We start from the raw sequence: 17,592 nt of genomic DNA, 5'->3' as shown, positions 1-17,592 counted from the left end.
TTTTTTTTTTATATTCACTTCTATCTTTTTGCCCCCGCCCCCCCCCCCCGGCGCCCGGGGGGGGCCCCCCGCGCCGGGGGGGGGGCCCCACGGCGGCGCTAACGGAAGGCGCCGAAGGCCACGGCGGTCGTCGAGGCGATCGCGGTGGTCAGCACCACCAGCAGGAGCACCGTGCCCAGCGGATTTCTGCGCGGGGGCGGGGGCTCGGGGACGCGCACGCGGGCGCGCCGCGCGCTGGGTGTCGGTTTGGGGGACGGGGTCGGTGTGGCCGTCTCACGCTCGACGACCCTCGGCTGGACCACCGGCTGGGTCGCGGGTGAGCGCGTGGGCGTGGGTGTGGGCCGCACGGGCGTCGGCGTCGGTTCGGGGGTCGGCTCCGGTGTCGGTTCCGGGGTCGGCTCCGGTGTGGGCTCCGGCGTCGGCTCGGGGGGCGGGGGCGGCGGAGGTGGCGGCGGAGGCGGCTCCTGCGCGCACCCCAGCCGCACGCTCACCGGCCCAAGCTCCAGGCAGAGCGAGATGTCCACCGGCCCCGCCACGGCCTCGGAGTCCGGCTCCGGGTCCTGCCCGTACCTGGCCGTGGCGTGGTCGGGCGGAGGCGAGAAGGCGGCCGCGCCCGGCGCGACCGCGCACAGCACGAGGGTCATCGCCGCCACCAGCAGCGGCGTGCGCGGCAGAGCCACGGTCACACGCCCCCGGATATGCGGGCGAACTCCTGCAGCGCCGCGCGGAACGCGTCGGGCCCGACCGCGAGCGGCCCGTCGAAGACGCGCATGATGTCCCAGGTGAGGTAGATGCCGAAGCCGAGCATCCCGGCCAGCGCCATCAGCGGCAGCACCGACCAGCCGCGCGGCCGGGCGCCGGCCAGTAGCGGGAACAGCACCACGATGACGCCGGACAGCGCCGTCAGCAGGAGCAGGCCGTTCGGCGGCGTGGCCCCGGCGTCGATGACGCGCTGGGATCGCGCGGCGGCGAGCTCCTGGACGTGCGCGAGGACCTGGTCCTGCGCGTCCGCCACGTCGTCGGACTTGGTCGCGAGCCCGGTCACCTGCGTGCGCAGCGCGTCGACCCGCTCGGCGCCGACGGGGTCGACCGCGCCCTGGGCCATGAGCGGCCACTCGCTGTCGACGACGAAGCCCACGTAGTCGCGCAGCCCGGAGCGGACCGCGTCGCGCGTCGCGGGGGGAAGGCCGTCGGCCGCCCAGTAGGCCTCGACGGCCGCCTGGCTCTCCGTCTGGGTGTTCTGGCGGGCGGAGTCGGCCTTGGTCCAGGGGACGATGATCGCGATCGCGAACGCGATCAGGAACAGCGCCGACAGCATGGCGCCCGCGTGCGCGACCGACGGACCGCCGGGGTCGTTGTCGTCGCTGCCCTTGCCGATCTTCCTGAACACGAGGGCGGCGAGCGCCACCACGCCCACCGCCGCCCCCACCGCGAGCGCGTAAGCCACCATCGTTTGTTCTCCCGAGAATCGCCGTGATTACCGTGCGTCACGTAGCTATCACGTACGGCAGCCGCGTGTCCGACGATCTCGGTGAACTGGCCGGACCCGGCCAGGACGGAACAGGACTTTTCGGCCAGGGCCAAATCCGGATGCCGCGCCGCCGCATCCTGTGCCAGGCTCGGGTGTGCACTACAGCGAACTCGAAGCCCGGATGCGGGCCGGCGATCGATTCCACGATCTCCGGCTGGACCCCGGAGCCTGGGCGATCGTGCGGGTCGACGGCCGCAACTTCTCGCGCTATACCGAACGGCGCTACGGCAAGCCGTTCGACGAGAGATTCTCGGCGATCATGGCGGACACGGCCCGCGCGCTGCTGGAGGAGTTCGGCGGACGCTACGCCTACACCGAGAGCGACGAGGTCTCCGTGGTGCTGGCGCCCGACTTCGCGATGTTCGGCCGCGGGCTGCAGAAGCTGGTGTCGATCTCGGCCGCGGTGGCCGCCTCGGCGTTCACGCACGGGGCGGGCGAGCCGGTGCAGTTCGACAGCCGGGTGTGGCTGGGCGCGGGCGTGGAGGACGTGATCGACTACCTGTCGTGGCGGCAGGCGGACGCGGCCCGCTGCGCGGTCAACGGCTGGTCCTACTGGACGCTGCGCGGCACCGGCCAGAGCCGGCACGAGGCCGCCAGGGCGCTGGAACGTACCAGCGTCGCGGCCAAGAACGAGCTGCTGTCCCGTCACGGCGTCGACTTCAACGCCCTGCCCGCCTGGCAGCGCCGCGGCGTCGGCCTGTGGTGGGAGAACCACGAGCACCCCGGCCACGACCCCATCCGCGGCGTGGACGTGATCACCCGGCGCCGGCGCGTACGCGTCGAGCGCGAGCTGCCCATGAAGGGCGACTACCGGCGGCTGCTCGCGCGGCTGCTGCACGAAAGGACGTGACCTTGCGCAACCCTCCCGCCGACATCCGTGCCGACGACCTGCTGCGCGCGCTGCGTGAGCACTGGGACCTGCCCTTCGAGCGGCTGACCCACGCCCCGGTCGGCTTCGGCGACCACCACTGGACGGCCGACGGCCGCTGGTTCGTCACCGCCGCGCGCCCGGCCCGCTCCTTCGCCGCCCTGGCCGCCGCGATGCGCACCGCCGCGAGCCTGGACCTCGACTTCGTGGTCCGCCCGCTGCCCGCCCGCGACGGGGCGCCGATCGCGGCCTTCCCGCCGCACTACGCGCTGACGGTCTACCCCCTCGTCGAGGGTACGGCCGGCGAGTTCGGCCAGGAGCAGACCGGCTCCGACCGTACCGCGATGGCCGCCCTGCTGGCCGACCTCCACGGCAGCACCGCCACCGGCGTCCCGGTCTTCGACCCGTCGCTGACCGGCCGCGCCGCCCTGGAGCGGGCCCTGGACGAGCTCGACCGGCCGTGGACAGGCGGCCCGTACGCGGAACCGGCCCGCCGCCTCCTGTCCGGCCACGGCGCGGCGAAGCTGCGCGAGGTCCTGGCCGGGTTCGACGCCCAGGCGGCCGCGCACGGCACCGGCACGGTGATCACGCACGGCGAGCCGCACCCGGGCAACGTCCTGCGCGCCGGGTCCAGGCGGCTGCTGATCGACTGGGACACGGTGGCGCTGGCCCCGCCCGAGCGGGATCTGTGGCTGGCGCTGGGCGAGTGCCGCCGGGCGCGGGAGGCGTACACGGCGGCGACGGGTCACGAGGTCGCGCAGCCGGCCATGGACTTCTTCCGGCTGCGCTGGCAACTGGACGACATCTCCATCTACGTCCAGGACTTCCGTTCCCCGCATGAGGACGACCCCGACACGAGGACGGCCTGGGCGGGTTTCCGCGAATACGTGGCGGCCGTGGCCCGCTGACCGGTCACAGGGACGCGGAGAGCCCGGCCTTCACCTCGCGCGTGAACACGTCGGCCAGGACCTCTTCGCGCCCCTGCTCGACCGCGTCGAGCGCCTGCGCGGCCACCTCGGCCGGGCTGATCTTGGGCTGGGTGACGCGGGCGGCCATGTCGGTGTCGATGAACGCCGCGTGGACCCCCACGACCAGGGTCTTCTGCTCGCGCAGCTCCTGGCGAATCCCGTTGGTCAGCGACCACGCCGCCGCCTTGGAGACGGAGTAGGAGGCGGCCTGGGGCAGGACCATCCAGGACAGCACCGACAGCATGTTGACCAGCGCGCCGCCGCCGTTGCGGGCCAGCACCGGGGCGAAGGCCCTGGACATCTCCAGCGTGCCGAAGACGTTCGTCTCCATCTCCGCCCGCGCGGCCCGCGCGTCGGGCTCGGTGACGAGCCCGCCGGTGCGGGAGATCCCGGCGTTGTTGATCAGGAGGGTGACGTCGCCGAGCTCCGTGGCCCCGGCGGCGACCTGGTCGGGGTCGGTGATGTCGAGCCGGACCGGCACGACGCCCGGTTGCGTGACGGCGCCCGGGTCGCGGGCGCCCGCGTAGACGGTCCGCGCGCCCCTGTCCAGCAGGGCCCGGGTGAACGCCCGGCCCAGCCCTCGGTTGCCTCCGGTCACGAGCGCGACCGCGCCTTCGATCGGCAGTCCGGTCATGGCGGCCCTCCTAGTGAGTTTGAATTTCCAACTCACTCTACACCCGGCGGATCACCTCAGGACAGGCACCTTGTATCCGTGCTCGTTGACGGCCGACAGGGCGGGGGCCGCGCTCGTGGCCTTGGCGGCGTACCGGCCGGTGCTCTCGCGGCCGTCGAGCGTGATCCGGACGACCCGGCGGCTGCCCGCGCTCACGAAGTACCGCCTGCCGGAGGGCGCCGTCCACGTCGCCCCCGCGACCACGTCCCGGCTCAGGCGGCTGCAGTCCCAGGTGCCGGTCCTGGCCGCGGTCGCCGTGCCCACGATGCGCCCGCCGCGCCGCGTGACCAGGACCGCCCGCACCGAGTTGCCACCGGTCGCGTCGGACAACCGCAGGCACATCCACCGCCCGCCAATCCCCTCGGGCAGCCGCCCGGCCCAGAACTCCCACGCCGTCGCCGCCTGGATCTCCCCCGACGGCCGGTCGAGCACGCAACCCAGCGCCCGCCACGCGCCGAACCCCTCCTCCAGCGCGTCCAGCTCCCACGGCCCGTACCGGTTCACGTCGGCCGGTGGCGGCGGCTGGTAGGTGGCACTCGCCGACGACAACCTCCCGAAGTCCAGCATGGTGTACGGCATGCCGTGCGCGATCTCCGGCGCCCGCAACCGCAGCACCGGCCCCCGCCAGCACCCCTGCCCGGAGGCGGCCGATCCCGTGACATCGGGGGCGATCGGGGCGGTGACCCCGTCCTTCAGAGCGATCTTGCGCCAGCGTGGTTCCCCGCCCGACAGGGCCGCCGCCGACACCTCGGTCACCCACGGGGGCACCAGGTAACGGTTGCCGCGCGGGGTGAGGAGCAGCTTCAGCGGACTCGTGCCATCGGGCTTGACCCGAGGCGCGGGCAACACCTCCAGCCCGTCCCGCCCCCCGCCGGCACCCTGCCCGCCCACAACCTCCCGCCCGCCCGTGACACCCTGCCCGCCCGCAGCACCCTGCCCGCCCGCAGCGCCCTGCGCGCCCATGGCCTCCTTGCCGCCCGAAGTCGCCTGTCCGCCCATAAGCCCCTTGCTGCCCGTGACGCTCTGCCCGGCCGTGGTGCCGTCCGGGGTGCCATGCCCGTCCGGGGTGCTCTGACCGGCGGGGGTGCTCTGACCGGCCGTAGCGCTCTGCGCGCCGGTCAAGCCCGTGGCGGGCTGGCCGGTGGTGGGGTTGTGGCCGGTGGTGGTGAAGCGGGCGATCCGGTCGTGGCGGCGGAGCAGGACGATCCGGACCCCGTCCAGCTCGCCCGCGTAGATCAGCTGGACAGGGCCGGAGCCCCAGGCTCGCTGGGCCCGCCGTACCAGCTCGACGTCGTCGGTGAGTGAGCCGCGCGGTGGCCAGGAGGCGAGCGTGAGGTCGGTGCCCGCGCGCCAGGCACCGGCCTGCGCGCGCTCGACCCGCAGCGGCGCGGCGCTGACCGGCCCGCCGGAGCCCACGTCGGGCGCGGCCACGGCCACCGCGCCGAGCAGCAGGAGGGCGGCGAAGGCGATCCGGGCGCGGCGCAGCGGGCGGCCGTAGACGCGGGCGACGGTCGGGTCCAGGGCGAGGGTGCCGTGCGCCCGCTCCACCGCCCTCGCCTCGGCCAGCGCGCCGCCGGGGTCGGCGGCTCCGGCGCCCGCGAGGATCTCCACCACCTCGGCGGCCGGGCGGCCCTCCAGCAGGAGCATCGCGTAGGCGGCACGGCCCGCCCCGGTGAGGCCGTTGAGCTCGCGCAGGAGCGCGACGTCGGACCTGGACACCACGACGGGCACCACCTCGACCGGCCCGAGCCGCCCCGACCACGGCATGAGGCGCAGCCGCAGCACCCTGCGCAGGAACACGCGGCGCAGGCCGGCCTCGTCCAGCCTGCCGTGGCGGGCGACGGCGGCGGCGGCCAGCCGGTGCGCCCAGGCCAGGCGGCGGTCCTCGCCGCCGGTCGCGGGCAGGGCGAGGTAGCCGAGCAGGACCAGGTCCCGGTAGGGCTTGGCGAGGATCCGGTTCCCCCGTATGGACCGCCGCATCACAACTTCACCGTCCGTGTCCGCATGCCTGCATATCGTGACTAGGAAGGTACGGCAGGCATTGCGGCCGTGAGGGCGTTATCAGGAAATCTCCGCCGGCGGCCTCAACGCTGAAACTTCAATCCCCCAGTAACAGCTCATGCCGCCGACCTGCCAGAACACAAGCCGTCTTCAGCGTTGAAGGCGGATTTATCAGCGTATTGGGGCGGCCGCCCCAGCGGGTGGTTGTTGCCCTGCCGCGGACTGGTGGACGGTACACGGCGAGAGACCGCCTCCGGAGTGAGAAGGAGAGCCTTCGATGAGGCACCGCCGTTTATCCACCGTTTTCGCAGTCATCGTCCTTTCCGCCGCGTCCATGGGCGCGGCGGCCCCCTCAGCCTCCCAGCCTGACCTCGACTCGACCGTCGTCCAGCTCATGACCGCCCGCAGCCAGGCCGACGGATCCCGACTCGCCGCCGCCGGCGCCGGCACCGAAGTCAACGTGCAGCGCCGCAGCCCACGGGGCGACTGGGTGTTCGGCTCCTCGGTGATCAAGGCGCCCAACGTCGAGGGCGCCTACCCCGAGGGCTGGCTGTTCGTCGCCCAGCGCACCGCCGCCGGATGGAAGGCCGGCCTGGACGGCACGCCCGAGTTCGCCGCCCTGGCGCAGCGGGCGCCCACGTCCGTGGTCAGCGACGGCGAGAAGCGTACCTTCGCCGGCAACGCCAGGGCCCAGACCCAGGCCGCCCCCACCGGCCTGTCCCTGCCCTACCAGCAGGGCGCCTCCTGGAAGATCATCGGCGGACCGCACGGCTGGTCGGGCCAGCCCAGGCCGTGGAGCTCGATCGACCTCGACAGCCGGGCCAGCGACCGCAGCGTGCTCGCCGCGCAGTCCGGCCGCGCCTACTGGGTCTGCTCCAACGGCGGGCACATCCGCATCATCCACGACAACGGCTGGACCACCGAGTACTACCACCTGCTCAACGAGATCCGCCCCAACGGCACCCAGCTCAAGATGGGCGACTACCTCGGCCTGACCAGCACCCGCATCCCCTGCGGCGGCTCGGCGGGCAGCAACCACGTGCACTTCGCGCTGAAGAGCGGCTCCTCGTGGGTCCCGCTGCAGGACAAGACCATCGGCGGCTGGACCTACTTCGAGGGCTCCGGCGCGTACGGCGGCGGCGCCCGCAGAGGCACCACCACCCGTTACGTCGGCGACTGGATCCAGAACTACGGCCCGGAGACCCCCGGCGGCCGCACGTTCGAGAACGCGGCCAACGTCGACGTCGCCGACCTGGGCCAGGGCGAGTCCCCGATCACGGTCACCGGCGTGCCGGGCAACGCGCCCGCCACGCTCGGCGTCTACGCCGACGTGCACCACGGCTGGCGCGGTGACCTGCAGCTCGACCTCGTCGGCCCGACCGGCGTGGTCTACCGGCTGCGCGATCCGGCGCCGGCCGACGACGGCACGATCATCCACGAGACGTACACGAAGAACGCCGCCGACTCGCCCGCGAACGGCACCTGGCGGCTACGGGTCAAGGACGTCGACTCCAACCACTCGGGCTACATCGACGCCTGGAGCCTGACTTTCTGACACATGCGCTGTAAATTCGGGCTGATCACTCCTGAAACAGGGGAGTTGTCCCGATGGAGCAGCATTTCGACCGCCTTCTCCGTGACGCGATCACCGCGCGCGGACTCAGCCTGGAGCGCCTGCACGCCCGCCTGTCCCAGCGCGGCATCAAGGTCAGCCTGGCCAGCCTCAGCAACTGGCAGCGCGGGAAGTGCCGCCCGGAGCGATCGCAGTCGCTCCGGGCGCTCCACGCGCTGGAGGAGATCCTCGCCCTGCCGGGTGACACTCTCATCGCCAGCCTGGGTCCGCCCAGGCCGAGGGGACGCTGGGTGAGCCATGTGCCGGGCGCGGTGCCGTACCGCGATCTGTGCCCTGAAGCGGGGAGCCTGCAGCGGCTTCTCGGCGAGATCAAGAACGTCACCGACGGACAGCTCGCGCTGCTGTCCTACCACGACCACATCACCACGGGGACGGACCGCGACGAGCGCTCGGTGCGCACCCGGGCGGTCTTCCAGGCCCGCTCGGACGGCGTGGACCGGCACGTGGCCATCCACTACAACGAGCGCTCGCACCTGCCCGAGGACTTCTCGGCGTCCTTCTGCCGGCTGGGCCGGGTCAAGAAGGACGAGCCCGCCGGGCTGACCGCGCTGGAACTGCTGTTCGACCGGCCTTTGGCGGCCGGGGAGACCTATGTGGTGGAGTACGAGTTCCGCTACAGGAAACGCGGGCCGCAGGCGCTGTTCTACAACCGCTGGTTCCGCTTCCCCGCGCACGCGTACCTGCTGACCGTGCAGTTCGCGCCGGGGACGACGCCGGTGCGCTGCTTCCGCACGCACCAGCCGACGACCGCGACCCCGCCCGCCGACGTGGGCGAGTTACGGCTGAGCGGCTGGGACTCGGTGCACATCGCCGACGTCGAGGTACGGCCCGGCGTGCACGGCGTCCGGTGGGAGTGGGCCTAGTGTTCCTCGCGGGTCATGGCGGCGCGGTAGGCGCCGACCAGGGACGCGAGGATGACCAGGTCGAAGATGATCTGCGTGGCGACCAGCGCGCGGGCCAGTTGCCCGACCGCGTGCACGTCGCCGAAGCCGACGGTGGCGATGGTGGAGACGGTGAAGTACAGAGCGTCCGTGCGTGTGCGCAGGCCGGCGAACTGGGCCGGGTCGATCGTGGCCACCATGAGGTAGCCGAGGGCGAAGAAGATCGTGACCACGTACAGCAGCAGCAGGAGCGTGCGCAGCCTGGCCTGCTTGTCGTGGTGGGCGACCGCGATCGTGTGCCGGCCGAACACCCAGACCAGCACCAGCACGCCGAGCATGAACAGCCCGGCCGCGACCCCGAGCCGCGCCACGTTGGAGCCGTCGCCCAGCGGGACCAGGTAGTAGAGGGCGACGAGTCCGGCCATGACGGCCAGGTGCTGCAGGCCGGTCAGCAACCGGCGGCGATCGGCCATGACTCACTGTGACCGCACGGTGGCTCCGGCTTCGGGCGGGACACGCCGGGGTAGTGGGAAAACGTGAAGGTGCTCCTGCTCACGATGGGCAGCCGGGGCGACGTGCAGCCGTACGTCGCGCTGGCGCGCGGGCTGCTGGCCGCCGGGCACGAGCCGGTCGTGGCGGGGCCGCGGCGTTTCGGGTCGCTGGCGGCGCCGTTCGGGATCGCCTTCCGGCCGCTGCCCGACGAGATGCTCGACCTTCAGGACCAGGTCAAGGGGCAGGGGGCGGGCGCGGCCATCACGGCGGCGCGCTCGGTGAAGCCGATGGTGCGCCGGGTGCTGGACGAGGAGGCCGCGCTGATCGAGCCGGGCCTCGACGTGATCGTCTACCACCCGAAGGCCCTCGGCGGACCCTATCTGGCGGAGAAGGCCGGGATTCCGTCGCTGGCCGGGCTGCTGCTGCCGCTGTACGTGCCGACCGCCGCCTTCGCCTCCCCCATCCTCCCGGTACGGCTGCCGCCCGCCGTCAACCGGGCCACCTGGCGGGTCGCGGCGGCGGTCGAGGCGCCCTACCGCTCGGTGGTGCGCACGTGGCGGACGGAGGTCCTGGGCCTGTGCGAGGGTTTCCGCCCGGCGGCGGAGCTGATCGCGGCCGGGCCGGTGCTGCACGCGTGGAGCCCGCGCCTGCTGCCGGCGCCGGCCGACTGGCCCCCGCGGGCGGATCCGATCGGCTTCTGGACCCTGCCCGCCGCCGGTGACTGGACGCCGCCAGAGCGGCTGGCCGCGTTCCTGGAGGAGGGACCGCCACCGGTCTACGCGGGGTTCGGCAGCATGGCGGGGCGTGATCCGCGCGGTCTCGCGGCGACCGTCGTGGAGGCGGCGCGGCTGGCCGGGCGGCGGGCGATCCTGGCGACGGGCTGGGGCGGCCTGCGCCCCGGCGAGGACGCGGAGGACGTCCTGGTGATCGAGGAGGCGCCGCACGACTGGCTGCTGCCGCGCGTGGCCCTGGCCCTGCACCACGGCGGCATCGGAACCGTCGCGGCGGCCCTGCGCGCCGGGATTCCGCAGGTCGTCCGCCCTTTCCTCGGCGACCAGCCGTTCTGGGCCGACCGCCTGCACCGGCTGGGCGTCGCGCCCCCGCCGCTGCGGGGACGGCCGCGCGCGCCGGAGGTGGCCGCCGCGTTCGCCTCAGCCCTGGAGCTCTCCGGTACGGCGGGCGCCGTCGCCGCCGGCGTGGCCGCGGAGGACGGCGTGACCGAGGCGGTCTCCCGCATCGAGGCCCTCGCGGCCCGCTAGGTTCATTCCTTCCGGAGGGCGGCGCGGCCCTCGGCGGCGCCGACGAAGCGCATCTTGCCCAGCGGCACCTCGGCCGGGCTCGGGTCGGGAGCCTGGCGGCGCTGCGGGCGGGGCCCGTCGCTGGGCAGCACGTACGGCCGCTTGAGCACCTCGTCCAGGATGAAGACGGTCTCCGTGGCCTTGACCGCGGGGATGCCGGCCAGGCGGTCGGTAACGAGCGTGTGCACCTCGGCCACGTCGGAGACCCGCACCTGGATCATGGCGTCGTGCTGCCCGGTGGTGATGGCGCAGTACTCCACCTCCGGCATCCGGGCCAGTTCCGCGCGGAACTGCTTCCACATCTGCTGGCGCACGGTCACGAAGATGAGCGCGGTGATGCCGAGCCCGGCCCTGACATGATCGATCTCGGCGGTGAAGCGCTTGATGGCGCCGTCGGCGCGCAGGGCCTCGAAGCGGGTGTAGGCGTTCGCCCGCGAGATGCCCACCCGCTCGGCCAGCGCGGCGACCGAGATGCGGCCGTTCTCGCGCAGGACCTGCAGGATCTTCAAATGGACGGCGTCCAGCTCAAGGCCGATGCCGATCCGTCCAGAGCGCAACCCACTCTCTCCACCATTTCTGGAAATTTCCGCCATCAGTACCACACTCCTCGACAAACCGTCTCACCGACGTGACACGGGCTGGACGTTCTGCCGGACAATCCACGACAACTTTCACAGAATATCTGGAGGACCCATGGCGACCCGCTCGCAGACGGCGGCTGTACTGCTCGCCGGTGCACTCGCCCTCGCCGCCTGCGGAAGCGGCGGCTCCAAGACCCCCGCTGCCGGTGGCACCGCAGCCGGCAAGACCCTCGTCATCGACACCTCCTTCGACCTCAAGACCGGCGACCCGGGCCGCACCTACGAGCCGACCGGCCTCATCATCGGCAAGGCGGCCTACGAGACGCTTCTCACCTTCGACGGCGCCGATGTGACCAAGCCCGTCCCGGCGCTGGCCGAGTCGTACGAGCTGTCGCAGGACGGCAAGACGCTCACGCTCAAGCTGAAGCAGGGCGCGGTCTTCGCCGACGGCTCCCCGGTCACCGCCGACGACGTGGTCTTCTCGCTGACCCGCGTGCGCGACATGAAGGGCACCCCGTCGTTCCTGCTGGACGGCGTGGAGGTGGCCAAGGACGGCGACTCGACGATCAAGCTGACGTCGAAGGCGGCCAACCCGGCGCTGCCGTTCATCCTGCCGAACCCGGCGCTCGGGATCATCAACAGCAAGGTCGCCCAGCAGCACGGCGCGACCACCGACGCCAAGGACAAGGCGGAGCAGTACCTCAACTCGGCCTCGCTCGGCTCCGGCCCGTACGCGATCGAGTCCTTCAACGTCAGCAGCCAGGTCGTCCTCAAGGCCAACCCGAAGTACTACGGGACCAAGCCCGCCTACGACAAGGTCGTCATCCGCAACGTCGAGGCGGCCACGCAGAAGCTGAACGTCCAGCGCGGCGACAGCCAGGTGGCGCTCAACCTGTCCGGCGACCAGGTCACCGGCATGCCGAACACGCTGCAGGTCAAGAAGACCGCCTCGGCCAACGTCATCTTCCTGCTGGCCAACCAGAACTCCGAGATCAGCAAGACCACCACGAACGCCAAGTTCGTCGAGGCCGTGCGCAAGGGCGTCGACTACGCGGGCCTGCTGGAGCTGGCCGGTGAGGGCTCGACCCAGGCGCCGGGCGTGATCCCGTCGCAGCTGCTCGGTGCGCTGCCCGCCGACCAGGCCGCCAAGCGGGACGTCGAGGGCGCCAAGGCCGCGCTGGCCGCCAGCGGGCTGTCCAACCCGAGCGTCAAGCTGGAGTACCCGAGCGAGCTGACCGTCAACGGCCTGTCCTTCCAGCCGCTGGCCGAGCGCATCCAGGCCAACCTCAAGGAGGTCGGCATCACGGTCGAACTGGCCCCCGCGCCGGTCGCCACCGCCCTGGACAACTACCGCAACGGCAAGGAGGAGATGGGCCTGTGGTACTGGGGCCCTGACTACCCGGACCCCAGCGACTACCTGGCCTTCCTGCCCGGCAAGACGGTCGGCCTGCGCGCCGGATGGAAGCCCGGCGCGGCCAAGGAGATCGAGGCGGCCGGCGAGAAGGCGGCGGCCACCATCGGCGACGACGCCCGCAAGACCGTCTACCACGACGTCCAGACCAAGCTCAACGCGGGCGGCCCGTTCGTCCCGCTGATCCAGCCGAGCCAGAACATCGTGACCGCCGCCACGGTGACCGGCCTGGAGTACCACCCGGTCTGGACCGTCGACGTGGCCGACCTCGGCGTGAAGTGAAGGCCACCGGCACCCGGGCCAGGCACCCCCTGGCCCGGTTCCTGATCCGCCGGATCCTCATCGCCCTGCTGCTGGCCTGGGGGATCACGCTGGTCACGTTCGTGCTGACCAACATGGTGCCCGGCGACCCCGTCGCCGCCAACCTGGGCCAGCGGGCGCTCGGCGACCCGGCGATCGTCGCCCAGTGGAAGGCCGAGCACGGCCTGGACAAGCCGCTGCCGGAGCAGTACCTGCTGCACCTGCGGGGCATCCTCCAGGGCGACCTGGGCACCAGCCAGCAGAGCCACCGCCCGGTCAGCGACGACCTCGCCGAGTTCGTCCCGGCGACGCTGGAGCTGGCCGGGGCGGCGATCCTGATCTCGCTGGTGCTGGGCGTGGCGTTCGGCGTCGTGGCGGCCCTGCGCCGCGACCGGCTGCCCGACCACCTGCTGCGGGTGCTGAGCCTGATCGGCATCTCGGTGCCGACGTTCTGGCTGGCGCTGCTGGCCTTCTACGTCTTCTTCTACCGCCTGCAGCTCACCCCGGGCAGCGGCCGCATCGACCCCGGCATGACCGCGCCGGGGCCGATCACCGGCCTGCACACGCTCGACGCGGCGCTGACCGGGCAGTGGGACGTCTTCGCCAGCGCCGTCGGCCACCTCATCACCCCGGCGCTGGTGCTGGCCCTCTACACGATCGGGCTGCTGACCCGCTTCACCCGCAGCGCGGTGCTGGAGGTCCTGGGCCAGGACTACGTGCGCGCCGCGCGGGCCAAGGGCCTTCCCGGGCGGACGGTCCTGTTCCGTTACGTCCTGCGCTCGGCCCTGGTGCCCATCATCACCGTGGCCGGTCTGGCGTTCGGCTCGCTGTTGTCCGGGACCGTGCTGGTCGAGGCGATCTTCGCCTGGCCGGGGGTCGGCCAGTACGCGTACAAGAGCGCGACCTCACTCGACCTGCCCGCGGTGATGGGCGTCGGCCTGGTGGTCGGCGTCGTGTACCTGGTCATCAACCTGATCGTGGACGTCTTGTACGGGATCATCGACCCGCGAGTGAGGCTGCAATGAGGCGTGCTCTGAGGCGTGACCCGCTCGCGCCCCGCAGGCGGCGCGTGCCCGAGGCGTGGCGGCAGCCGCTGGCCGTCGCCGGGGCCGTCATCGCGGTGGCCTGGCTGGTCATCGCGCTGGCCGCGCCGTTCCTGGCCCCGCACGACCCGCTCGCGCAGGACCTGCCCCGCCTGGCCGAGCCGGGCCCCGGGCACTGGTTCGGGACCGACCAGCTCGGCCGCGACATCCTCAGCCGCGTCATGTACGGCGCCCGCGTCTCCATCCCGCTCACCCTGCTCCTGGTGGCCATGAGCGTGCTGGTCGGCGGGTTGCTCGGCGCCGCCGCCGGATATTTCGGCAGGTGGGTGGGTGAGACCATCATGCGGATCGCCGACCTGGTCTTCGCCTTCCCCACGGTCATCCTGGCCATGGTCGTGGCCGCGGCGCTCGGGGCCAGCCTGACCAACGCGGTGCTGGCCGTACTCGTGGTGGCCTGGCCCGCCTACGCCCGCGTCACCCGCGGCCTCGTGCTCGGCGTGCGCGAGCGGGAGTTCGTGCTCAGCGGGCGGCTGCTCGGCTTCTCGCCCTGGCGCTCGCTGCGCGTGGACGTGCTGCCCAACGTGACCGGCCCCGTCCTGGTGCTGGCCACGCTCGACATCGGCACCGCGCTGCTGCTCCTGTCCGGACTCAGCTTCCTGGGCCTCGGCGCGAAGCCGCCCTCGCCCGAGTGGGGCGCGATGGTCGCCTCGGGCGTGGAGGTCTTCGACTCCTGGTGGGTGGCGACCTTTCCCGGTCTCGCCATTCTGACCGTGGTGCTGGCCTTCAACTTCCTCGGCGACACCCTGCGCGACGCCCTCGACCCGCGTACGGCCCGCGCCATCAAGGAGCGCGCACTGTGAAGATCACCGACCTGAAGGTGGACATCCACGGACGGCAGATCCTCAAGGGCGTCTCCGTCACCCTGCGCGAGGGCCGCGTCCACGGCCTGGCCGGCGAGTCGGGCTCCGGCAAGACCATGACCGGCCTGGCCGCCCTCGGCCTGCTCCCGCACGGCGCGAGCGCGACGGGCTCGATCGTCCACAACGGCCGCAACCTGCTCGAACTGTCCGCCAAAGAGCTCAACAAGGTACGCGGCGGCGAGGTCGCCATGGTCTTCCAGGACCCCGCCACCAGCCTGCACCCCATGCTCACCGTCGGCAGGCAGCTCACCGAGCACATGCGCCACCACCTCGGGCTGGGCAAGGCCGAGGCGCGGGCGCGGGCCGTCGAACTGCTCGGCAAGGTCCGCATCCCCGGCGCCGACGAGGCGTACGGTCGCTACCCCCACCAGTTCTCCGGCGGCATGCGGCAGCGCATCGCCATCGCGATCGCGCTGGCCTGCTCGCCCCGGGTGCTGATCGCCGACGAGCCGACCACGGCGCTCGACGTGACCGTCCAGGCCGGCATCCTGCGGCTGCTGCGCGGACTGTGCGACGAGCTGGGGCTGGCCGTACTGCTGGTCACCCACGACCTCGGGGTGATGTCCGCGGTGGCCGACGAGGTCAGCGTCATGAAGGACGGCCTGATCGTGGAGAGCGGGCCCCGCTCCCACGTCCTGCGCACCCCCGACCACCCCTACACCCGCTCCCTCCTGGCCTCCCTGCCCGAGAGTCCGCTCGCCCCCGCACCCGACGAGGAGCGCTCATGAGCCTGCTCACCATCGACGACCTGGTCGTCGAGCACCGCTCCCCCGGCCGTCCCGTCGTCCGCGCGGTCGCCGGGGCCAGCCTCACGGTGCGCGCCGGTGAGGTCGTCGGCCTCGTGGGCGAGTCGGGATGCGGCAAGTCGACGCTGGCCAGAGCCGTCTGCGGGCTGAACCCGGTGACCGAGGGCGCCATCCGGTTCGAGGGACAGCCGGTGACGCCGCTCGGGCTGCGGCGCCGTACGCTGACCGGGATTCAGATGGTCTTCCAGGACCCGTACGCCTCCCTCAACCCGCGCCGGCGCGTGGGCGACCAGATCGCCGACGGCCTGCGGGTGGCGCGCGGCAGCACCGCCACCCCGGCCGACCTGCTCGAACGCGTGGGCCTGCCGAGAGAGTTCACCGATCGCCATCCGCACGAGTTCTCCGGCGGGCAGCGGCAGCGCATCGCCATCGCCCGCGCGCTGGCCGCCGAGCCCCGCCTGCTCATCGGCGACGAGCCCATCTCCGCCCTGGACGCCTCGGCGCAGTCGCAGGTGGCCCGCCTGATGCGCGACCTCGCCGTGGAGTCGGGGGCCGGGCTGCTGTTCATCAGTCACGACCTGTCCGTGGTACGCCTGATCGCCGACCGGATCGCCGTCATGTACCTGGGCAAGATCGTCGAGATCGGCGGGACCGCCGAGGTGTGGGACAACCCCCGCCACCCCTACACCCAGGCCCTCCTGAACGCGATCCCCCTGCCCGACGGCCAGGGCACGCTGCCGGCGGAGCTGCCCGGCGACGTCCCCGACCCGGCCAGCCCGCCGGGAGGCTGCCGCTTCAACCCGCGCTGCCCGCACGTGATGGACGTCTGCCGCGACAAGGAGCCGGACTTCGGCCCGGTCGCCTGCTGGCTCCACGAGCCCACGTGACCCCCACACCCGACCCCGGCCCCCTCGGTTCCGGCCGTCCGGGGTCCGACACCCCGGGCTTCGACCCCTCGGCCGCCACCCCGCACCCCTCCAGCTCCCCCGAGGCCACGGCCAAGCCCCGTCAGGGGGAAGGCGGTCAGGTGGAAGACTGCCTGGCCGAGGACACGTCCTCCGAAGGCGGTTCGCCCGGCGCCGCGCTTCCGGCGAGCGGACACGACCAGGACCAGCCACCCGCGAGCGGGCTGAGCCAGGACCGTGGGCAGAGGCAGGACCGGCCTGTCGTGTGCGGGCCCAGGCAGGACGGGCAAGGCGCGGGGCCGGCTGAGCGGGTGGAGGCGGTGCGGGCTGCCATGACCGCGGCCGAGGTGGACGCGCTGGTGCTGCGGCCCTCGCCCGACTTCCGGTTCCTGGGCGGGCGGGGCGAGGGGTTCCTGGTGGTCACGCGGGACGACTACGCCGAGACCACCACACCCGGTGCGCTCATCCCGGCCGCGGCCCGCCGGGTCGGGGTGGATCCGGAGATGCGGGTGCGGGAGCTGTTCGGACTGTCGGTGGACGCCGAGCTCGTGCCGGCGGGAGCCGTACTCGCGCCTCTGAGGTTGCGGAAGGACGCAGGCGAGCTCGACGCGATCGCCACGGCGGCCGCGGCGGCGGACGGGGTGGTGGCGCGGGCTCGGGAGTGGCGGTGGTTCGGGGCCACCGAACGCGCCATGGCCCGCCACCTGCGGGTCGCGATGCTGGAGAGCGGCTGCGAGGAGATCCTGGGCGTTCAGGTGGCGGCCGGGGAGCACACCGCGGTCCCCGCGCACCGCCCGACCGACCGGGTGATCAACCCGGGCGACGCGCTCCAGGTCGCCGTGCGCGGGCGGTGGGACGGCTACTGCGCCGAGGTGGCCAGGGCTCTCGCGGTGGCCGAGCCGCCGGAGGACTTCGACGCCCTGTACTCGGTGGTCCTCGCCGCTCAAAGCGCCGCCCTCGACGGTGTACGGCAGGCCCTCCCCGCCGCCTCCGTCGCCAGGTCCGCCCAGTCGATGATCGAGGAGTCCGGCTACGGCCAGTTCGCCGCCGGCCACTACGGCAGAGGCGTGGGCCTGGCCGGCGACGAACCGCCGCACCTGTCCCCCGCCGACCCCACCACGCTGGCCCCCGGCATGGCGCTCTGCCTCGAACCGGCCGTCTACCTCCCCGACCTGTTCGGCGCCCGCCTCGCCGACGTGGCCGTCTGCACGGAGTCCGCCCCACGCCTCCTCACCACCCCGCCCCCGGCCCTCCTCGTGCTCGACCGCTGACGACCCCCAAGACCCGGGGCCGAGGTGCGCCTTTTCTCCCGGTGCCCTGTGGCACGCTGGTTGACGACGA

At 72.9% G+C, this 17,592-nt stretch carries 17 protein-coding genes; 11 read left to right on the top strand and 6 right to left on the bottom strand.

The genetic code is table 11. From position 1 onward, the window contains the following. Positions 1-98: 98 nt before the first annotated feature. Together ACFWYW_RS32575 and ACFWYW_RS32570 are read right to left on the bottom strand one after the other, a co-directional pair. Positions 99-686, bottom strand: coding sequence for a hypothetical protein (locus ACFWYW_RS32575; protein WP_379616913.1), 588 nt, complete (start codon positions 684-686; stop codon positions 99-101). Beyond that, entirely contained in the window at positions 683-1,450 is a 768-nt protein-coding gene (locus tag ACFWYW_RS32570; protein ID WP_379616911.1) for a hypothetical protein, read from the bottom strand. The genes ACFWYW_RS32575 and ACFWYW_RS32570 overlap by 4 nt, the downstream gene beginning before the upstream one ends. Before the next feature lie 175 nt (positions 1,451-1,625). On the opposite strand from ACFWYW_RS32570, the gene ACFWYW_RS32565 reads away from it, so the two are divergent. Continuing rightward, positions 1,626-2,381 (top strand): tRNA(His) guanylyltransferase Thg1 family protein, encoded by a 756-nt coding sequence (locus ACFWYW_RS32565; RefSeq protein ID WP_379616909.1) that lies wholly within the window; start codon positions 1,626-1,628, stop codon positions 2,379-2,381. A gap of 2 nt (positions 2,382-2,383) precedes the next feature. Next, positions 2,384-3,307, top strand: a complete 924-nt coding sequence (locus ACFWYW_RS32560) for a phosphotransferase (protein WP_379616907.1) — start codon at positions 2,384-2,386, stop codon at positions 3,305-3,307. Positions 3,308-3,311: 4 nt separating this feature from the next. On the opposite strand, the gene ACFWYW_RS32555 is transcribed toward ACFWYW_RS32560, so the two are convergent. Next, positions 3,312-4,001: an SDR family oxidoreductase gene (locus ACFWYW_RS32555; RefSeq protein WP_379616906.1), complete on the bottom strand. Its 690-nt coding sequence runs from the start codon at positions 3,999-4,001 to the stop codon at positions 3,312-3,314. Between the two features lie 51 nt (positions 4,002-4,052). After that, a complete protein-coding gene (locus ACFWYW_RS32550) occupies positions 4,053-6,020 on the bottom strand; it encodes a hypothetical protein (protein WP_379616905.1) in 1,968 nt (655 codons plus the stop codon). Between the two features lie 298 nt (positions 6,021-6,318). On the opposite strand from ACFWYW_RS32550, the gene ACFWYW_RS32545 reads away from it, so the two are divergent. Next, positions 6,319-7,596: a proprotein convertase P-domain-containing protein gene (locus ACFWYW_RS32545; RefSeq protein WP_379616903.1), complete on the top strand. Its 1,278-nt coding sequence runs from the start codon at positions 6,319-6,321 to the stop codon at positions 7,594-7,596. 53 nt (positions 7,597-7,649) lie between these two features. Then, complete coding sequence (locus tag ACFWYW_RS32540) at positions 7,650-8,537, top strand: multiprotein-bridging factor 1 family protein (protein ID WP_379616901.1); 888 nt, start codon at positions 7,650-7,652, stop codon at positions 8,535-8,537. Here ACFWYW_RS32540 and ACFWYW_RS32535 read toward each other — a convergent pair. Beyond that, positions 8,534-9,028, bottom strand: coding sequence for an ion channel (locus ACFWYW_RS32535; protein ID WP_379616899.1), 495 nt, complete (start codon positions 9,026-9,028; stop codon positions 8,534-8,536). The two genes, ACFWYW_RS32540 and ACFWYW_RS32535, sit on opposite strands and share 4 nt — an antisense overlap. A 63-nt stretch (positions 9,029-9,091) precedes the next feature. Between ACFWYW_RS32535 and ACFWYW_RS32530 the strand changes: the two genes are divergently transcribed. Continuing rightward, on the top strand, positions 9,092-10,306 hold the full coding sequence (locus tag ACFWYW_RS32530) for a glycosyltransferase (protein WP_379616897.1): 1,215 nt from the start codon (positions 9,092-9,094) through the stop codon (positions 10,304-10,306). Between the two features lie 2 nt (positions 10,307-10,308). Here the strand turns inward: ACFWYW_RS32530 and ACFWYW_RS32525 are convergent, their stop codons facing one another. Then, complete coding sequence (locus ACFWYW_RS32525; protein WP_246509277.1) at positions 10,309-10,902, bottom strand: Lrp/AsnC family transcriptional regulator; 594 nt, start codon at positions 10,900-10,902, stop codon at positions 10,309-10,311. A gap of 136 nt (positions 10,903-11,038) precedes the next feature. On the opposite strand from ACFWYW_RS32525, the gene ACFWYW_RS32520 reads away from it, so the two are divergent. From ACFWYW_RS32520 to ACFWYW_RS32495, 6 genes are read left to right on the top strand one after another with little or no spacing between them, the layout of a single operon-like run. Then, positions 11,039-12,619: an ABC transporter substrate-binding protein gene (locus ACFWYW_RS32520; protein WP_379616895.1), complete on the top strand. Its 1,581-nt coding sequence runs from the start codon at positions 11,039-11,041 to the stop codon at positions 12,617-12,619. Beyond that, positions 12,616-13,662, top strand: coding sequence for an ABC transporter permease (locus ACFWYW_RS32515; RefSeq protein WP_379616893.1), 1,047 nt, complete (start codon positions 12,616-12,618; stop codon positions 13,660-13,662). Before ACFWYW_RS32520 ends, ACFWYW_RS32515 begins: the two co-directional genes overlap by 4 nt. Then, the gene (locus ACFWYW_RS32510; protein ID WP_379616891.1) at positions 13,659-14,540 is read left to right on the top strand and encodes an ABC transporter permease; all 882 of its coding nucleotides are present in this window, start codon (positions 13,659-13,661) and stop codon (positions 14,538-14,540) included. The genes ACFWYW_RS32515 and ACFWYW_RS32510 overlap by 4 nt, the downstream gene beginning before the upstream one ends. Beyond that, positions 14,537-15,328: an ABC transporter ATP-binding protein gene (locus ACFWYW_RS32505; RefSeq protein ID WP_379616889.1), complete on the top strand. Its 792-nt coding sequence runs from the start codon at positions 14,537-14,539 to the stop codon at positions 15,326-15,328. Before ACFWYW_RS32510 ends, ACFWYW_RS32505 begins: the two co-directional genes overlap by 4 nt. Further along, positions 15,325-16,233 (top strand): ABC transporter ATP-binding protein, encoded by a 909-nt coding sequence (locus ACFWYW_RS32500; protein WP_379616887.1) that lies wholly within the window; start codon positions 15,325-15,327, stop codon positions 16,231-16,233. Before ACFWYW_RS32505 ends, ACFWYW_RS32500 begins: the two co-directional genes overlap by 4 nt. Then, on the top strand, positions 16,230-17,522 hold the full coding sequence (locus tag ACFWYW_RS32495) for a M24 family metallopeptidase (protein ID WP_379616885.1): 1,293 nt from the start codon (positions 16,230-16,232) through the stop codon (positions 17,520-17,522). Before ACFWYW_RS32500 ends, ACFWYW_RS32495 begins: the two co-directional genes overlap by 4 nt. The last annotated feature ends 70 nt before the right edge of the window (positions 17,523-17,592 follow it).

The sequence above is a fragment of the Nonomuraea sp. NPDC059023 genome, from assembly GCF_042740095.1.
GTDB lineage: Bacteria > Actinomycetota > Actinomycetes > Streptosporangiales > Streptosporangiaceae > Nonomuraea.
The sequence above is the reverse complement of the archived record's forward strand: the minus strand, read 5'-3'. Positions and strand labels throughout refer to the sequence as shown.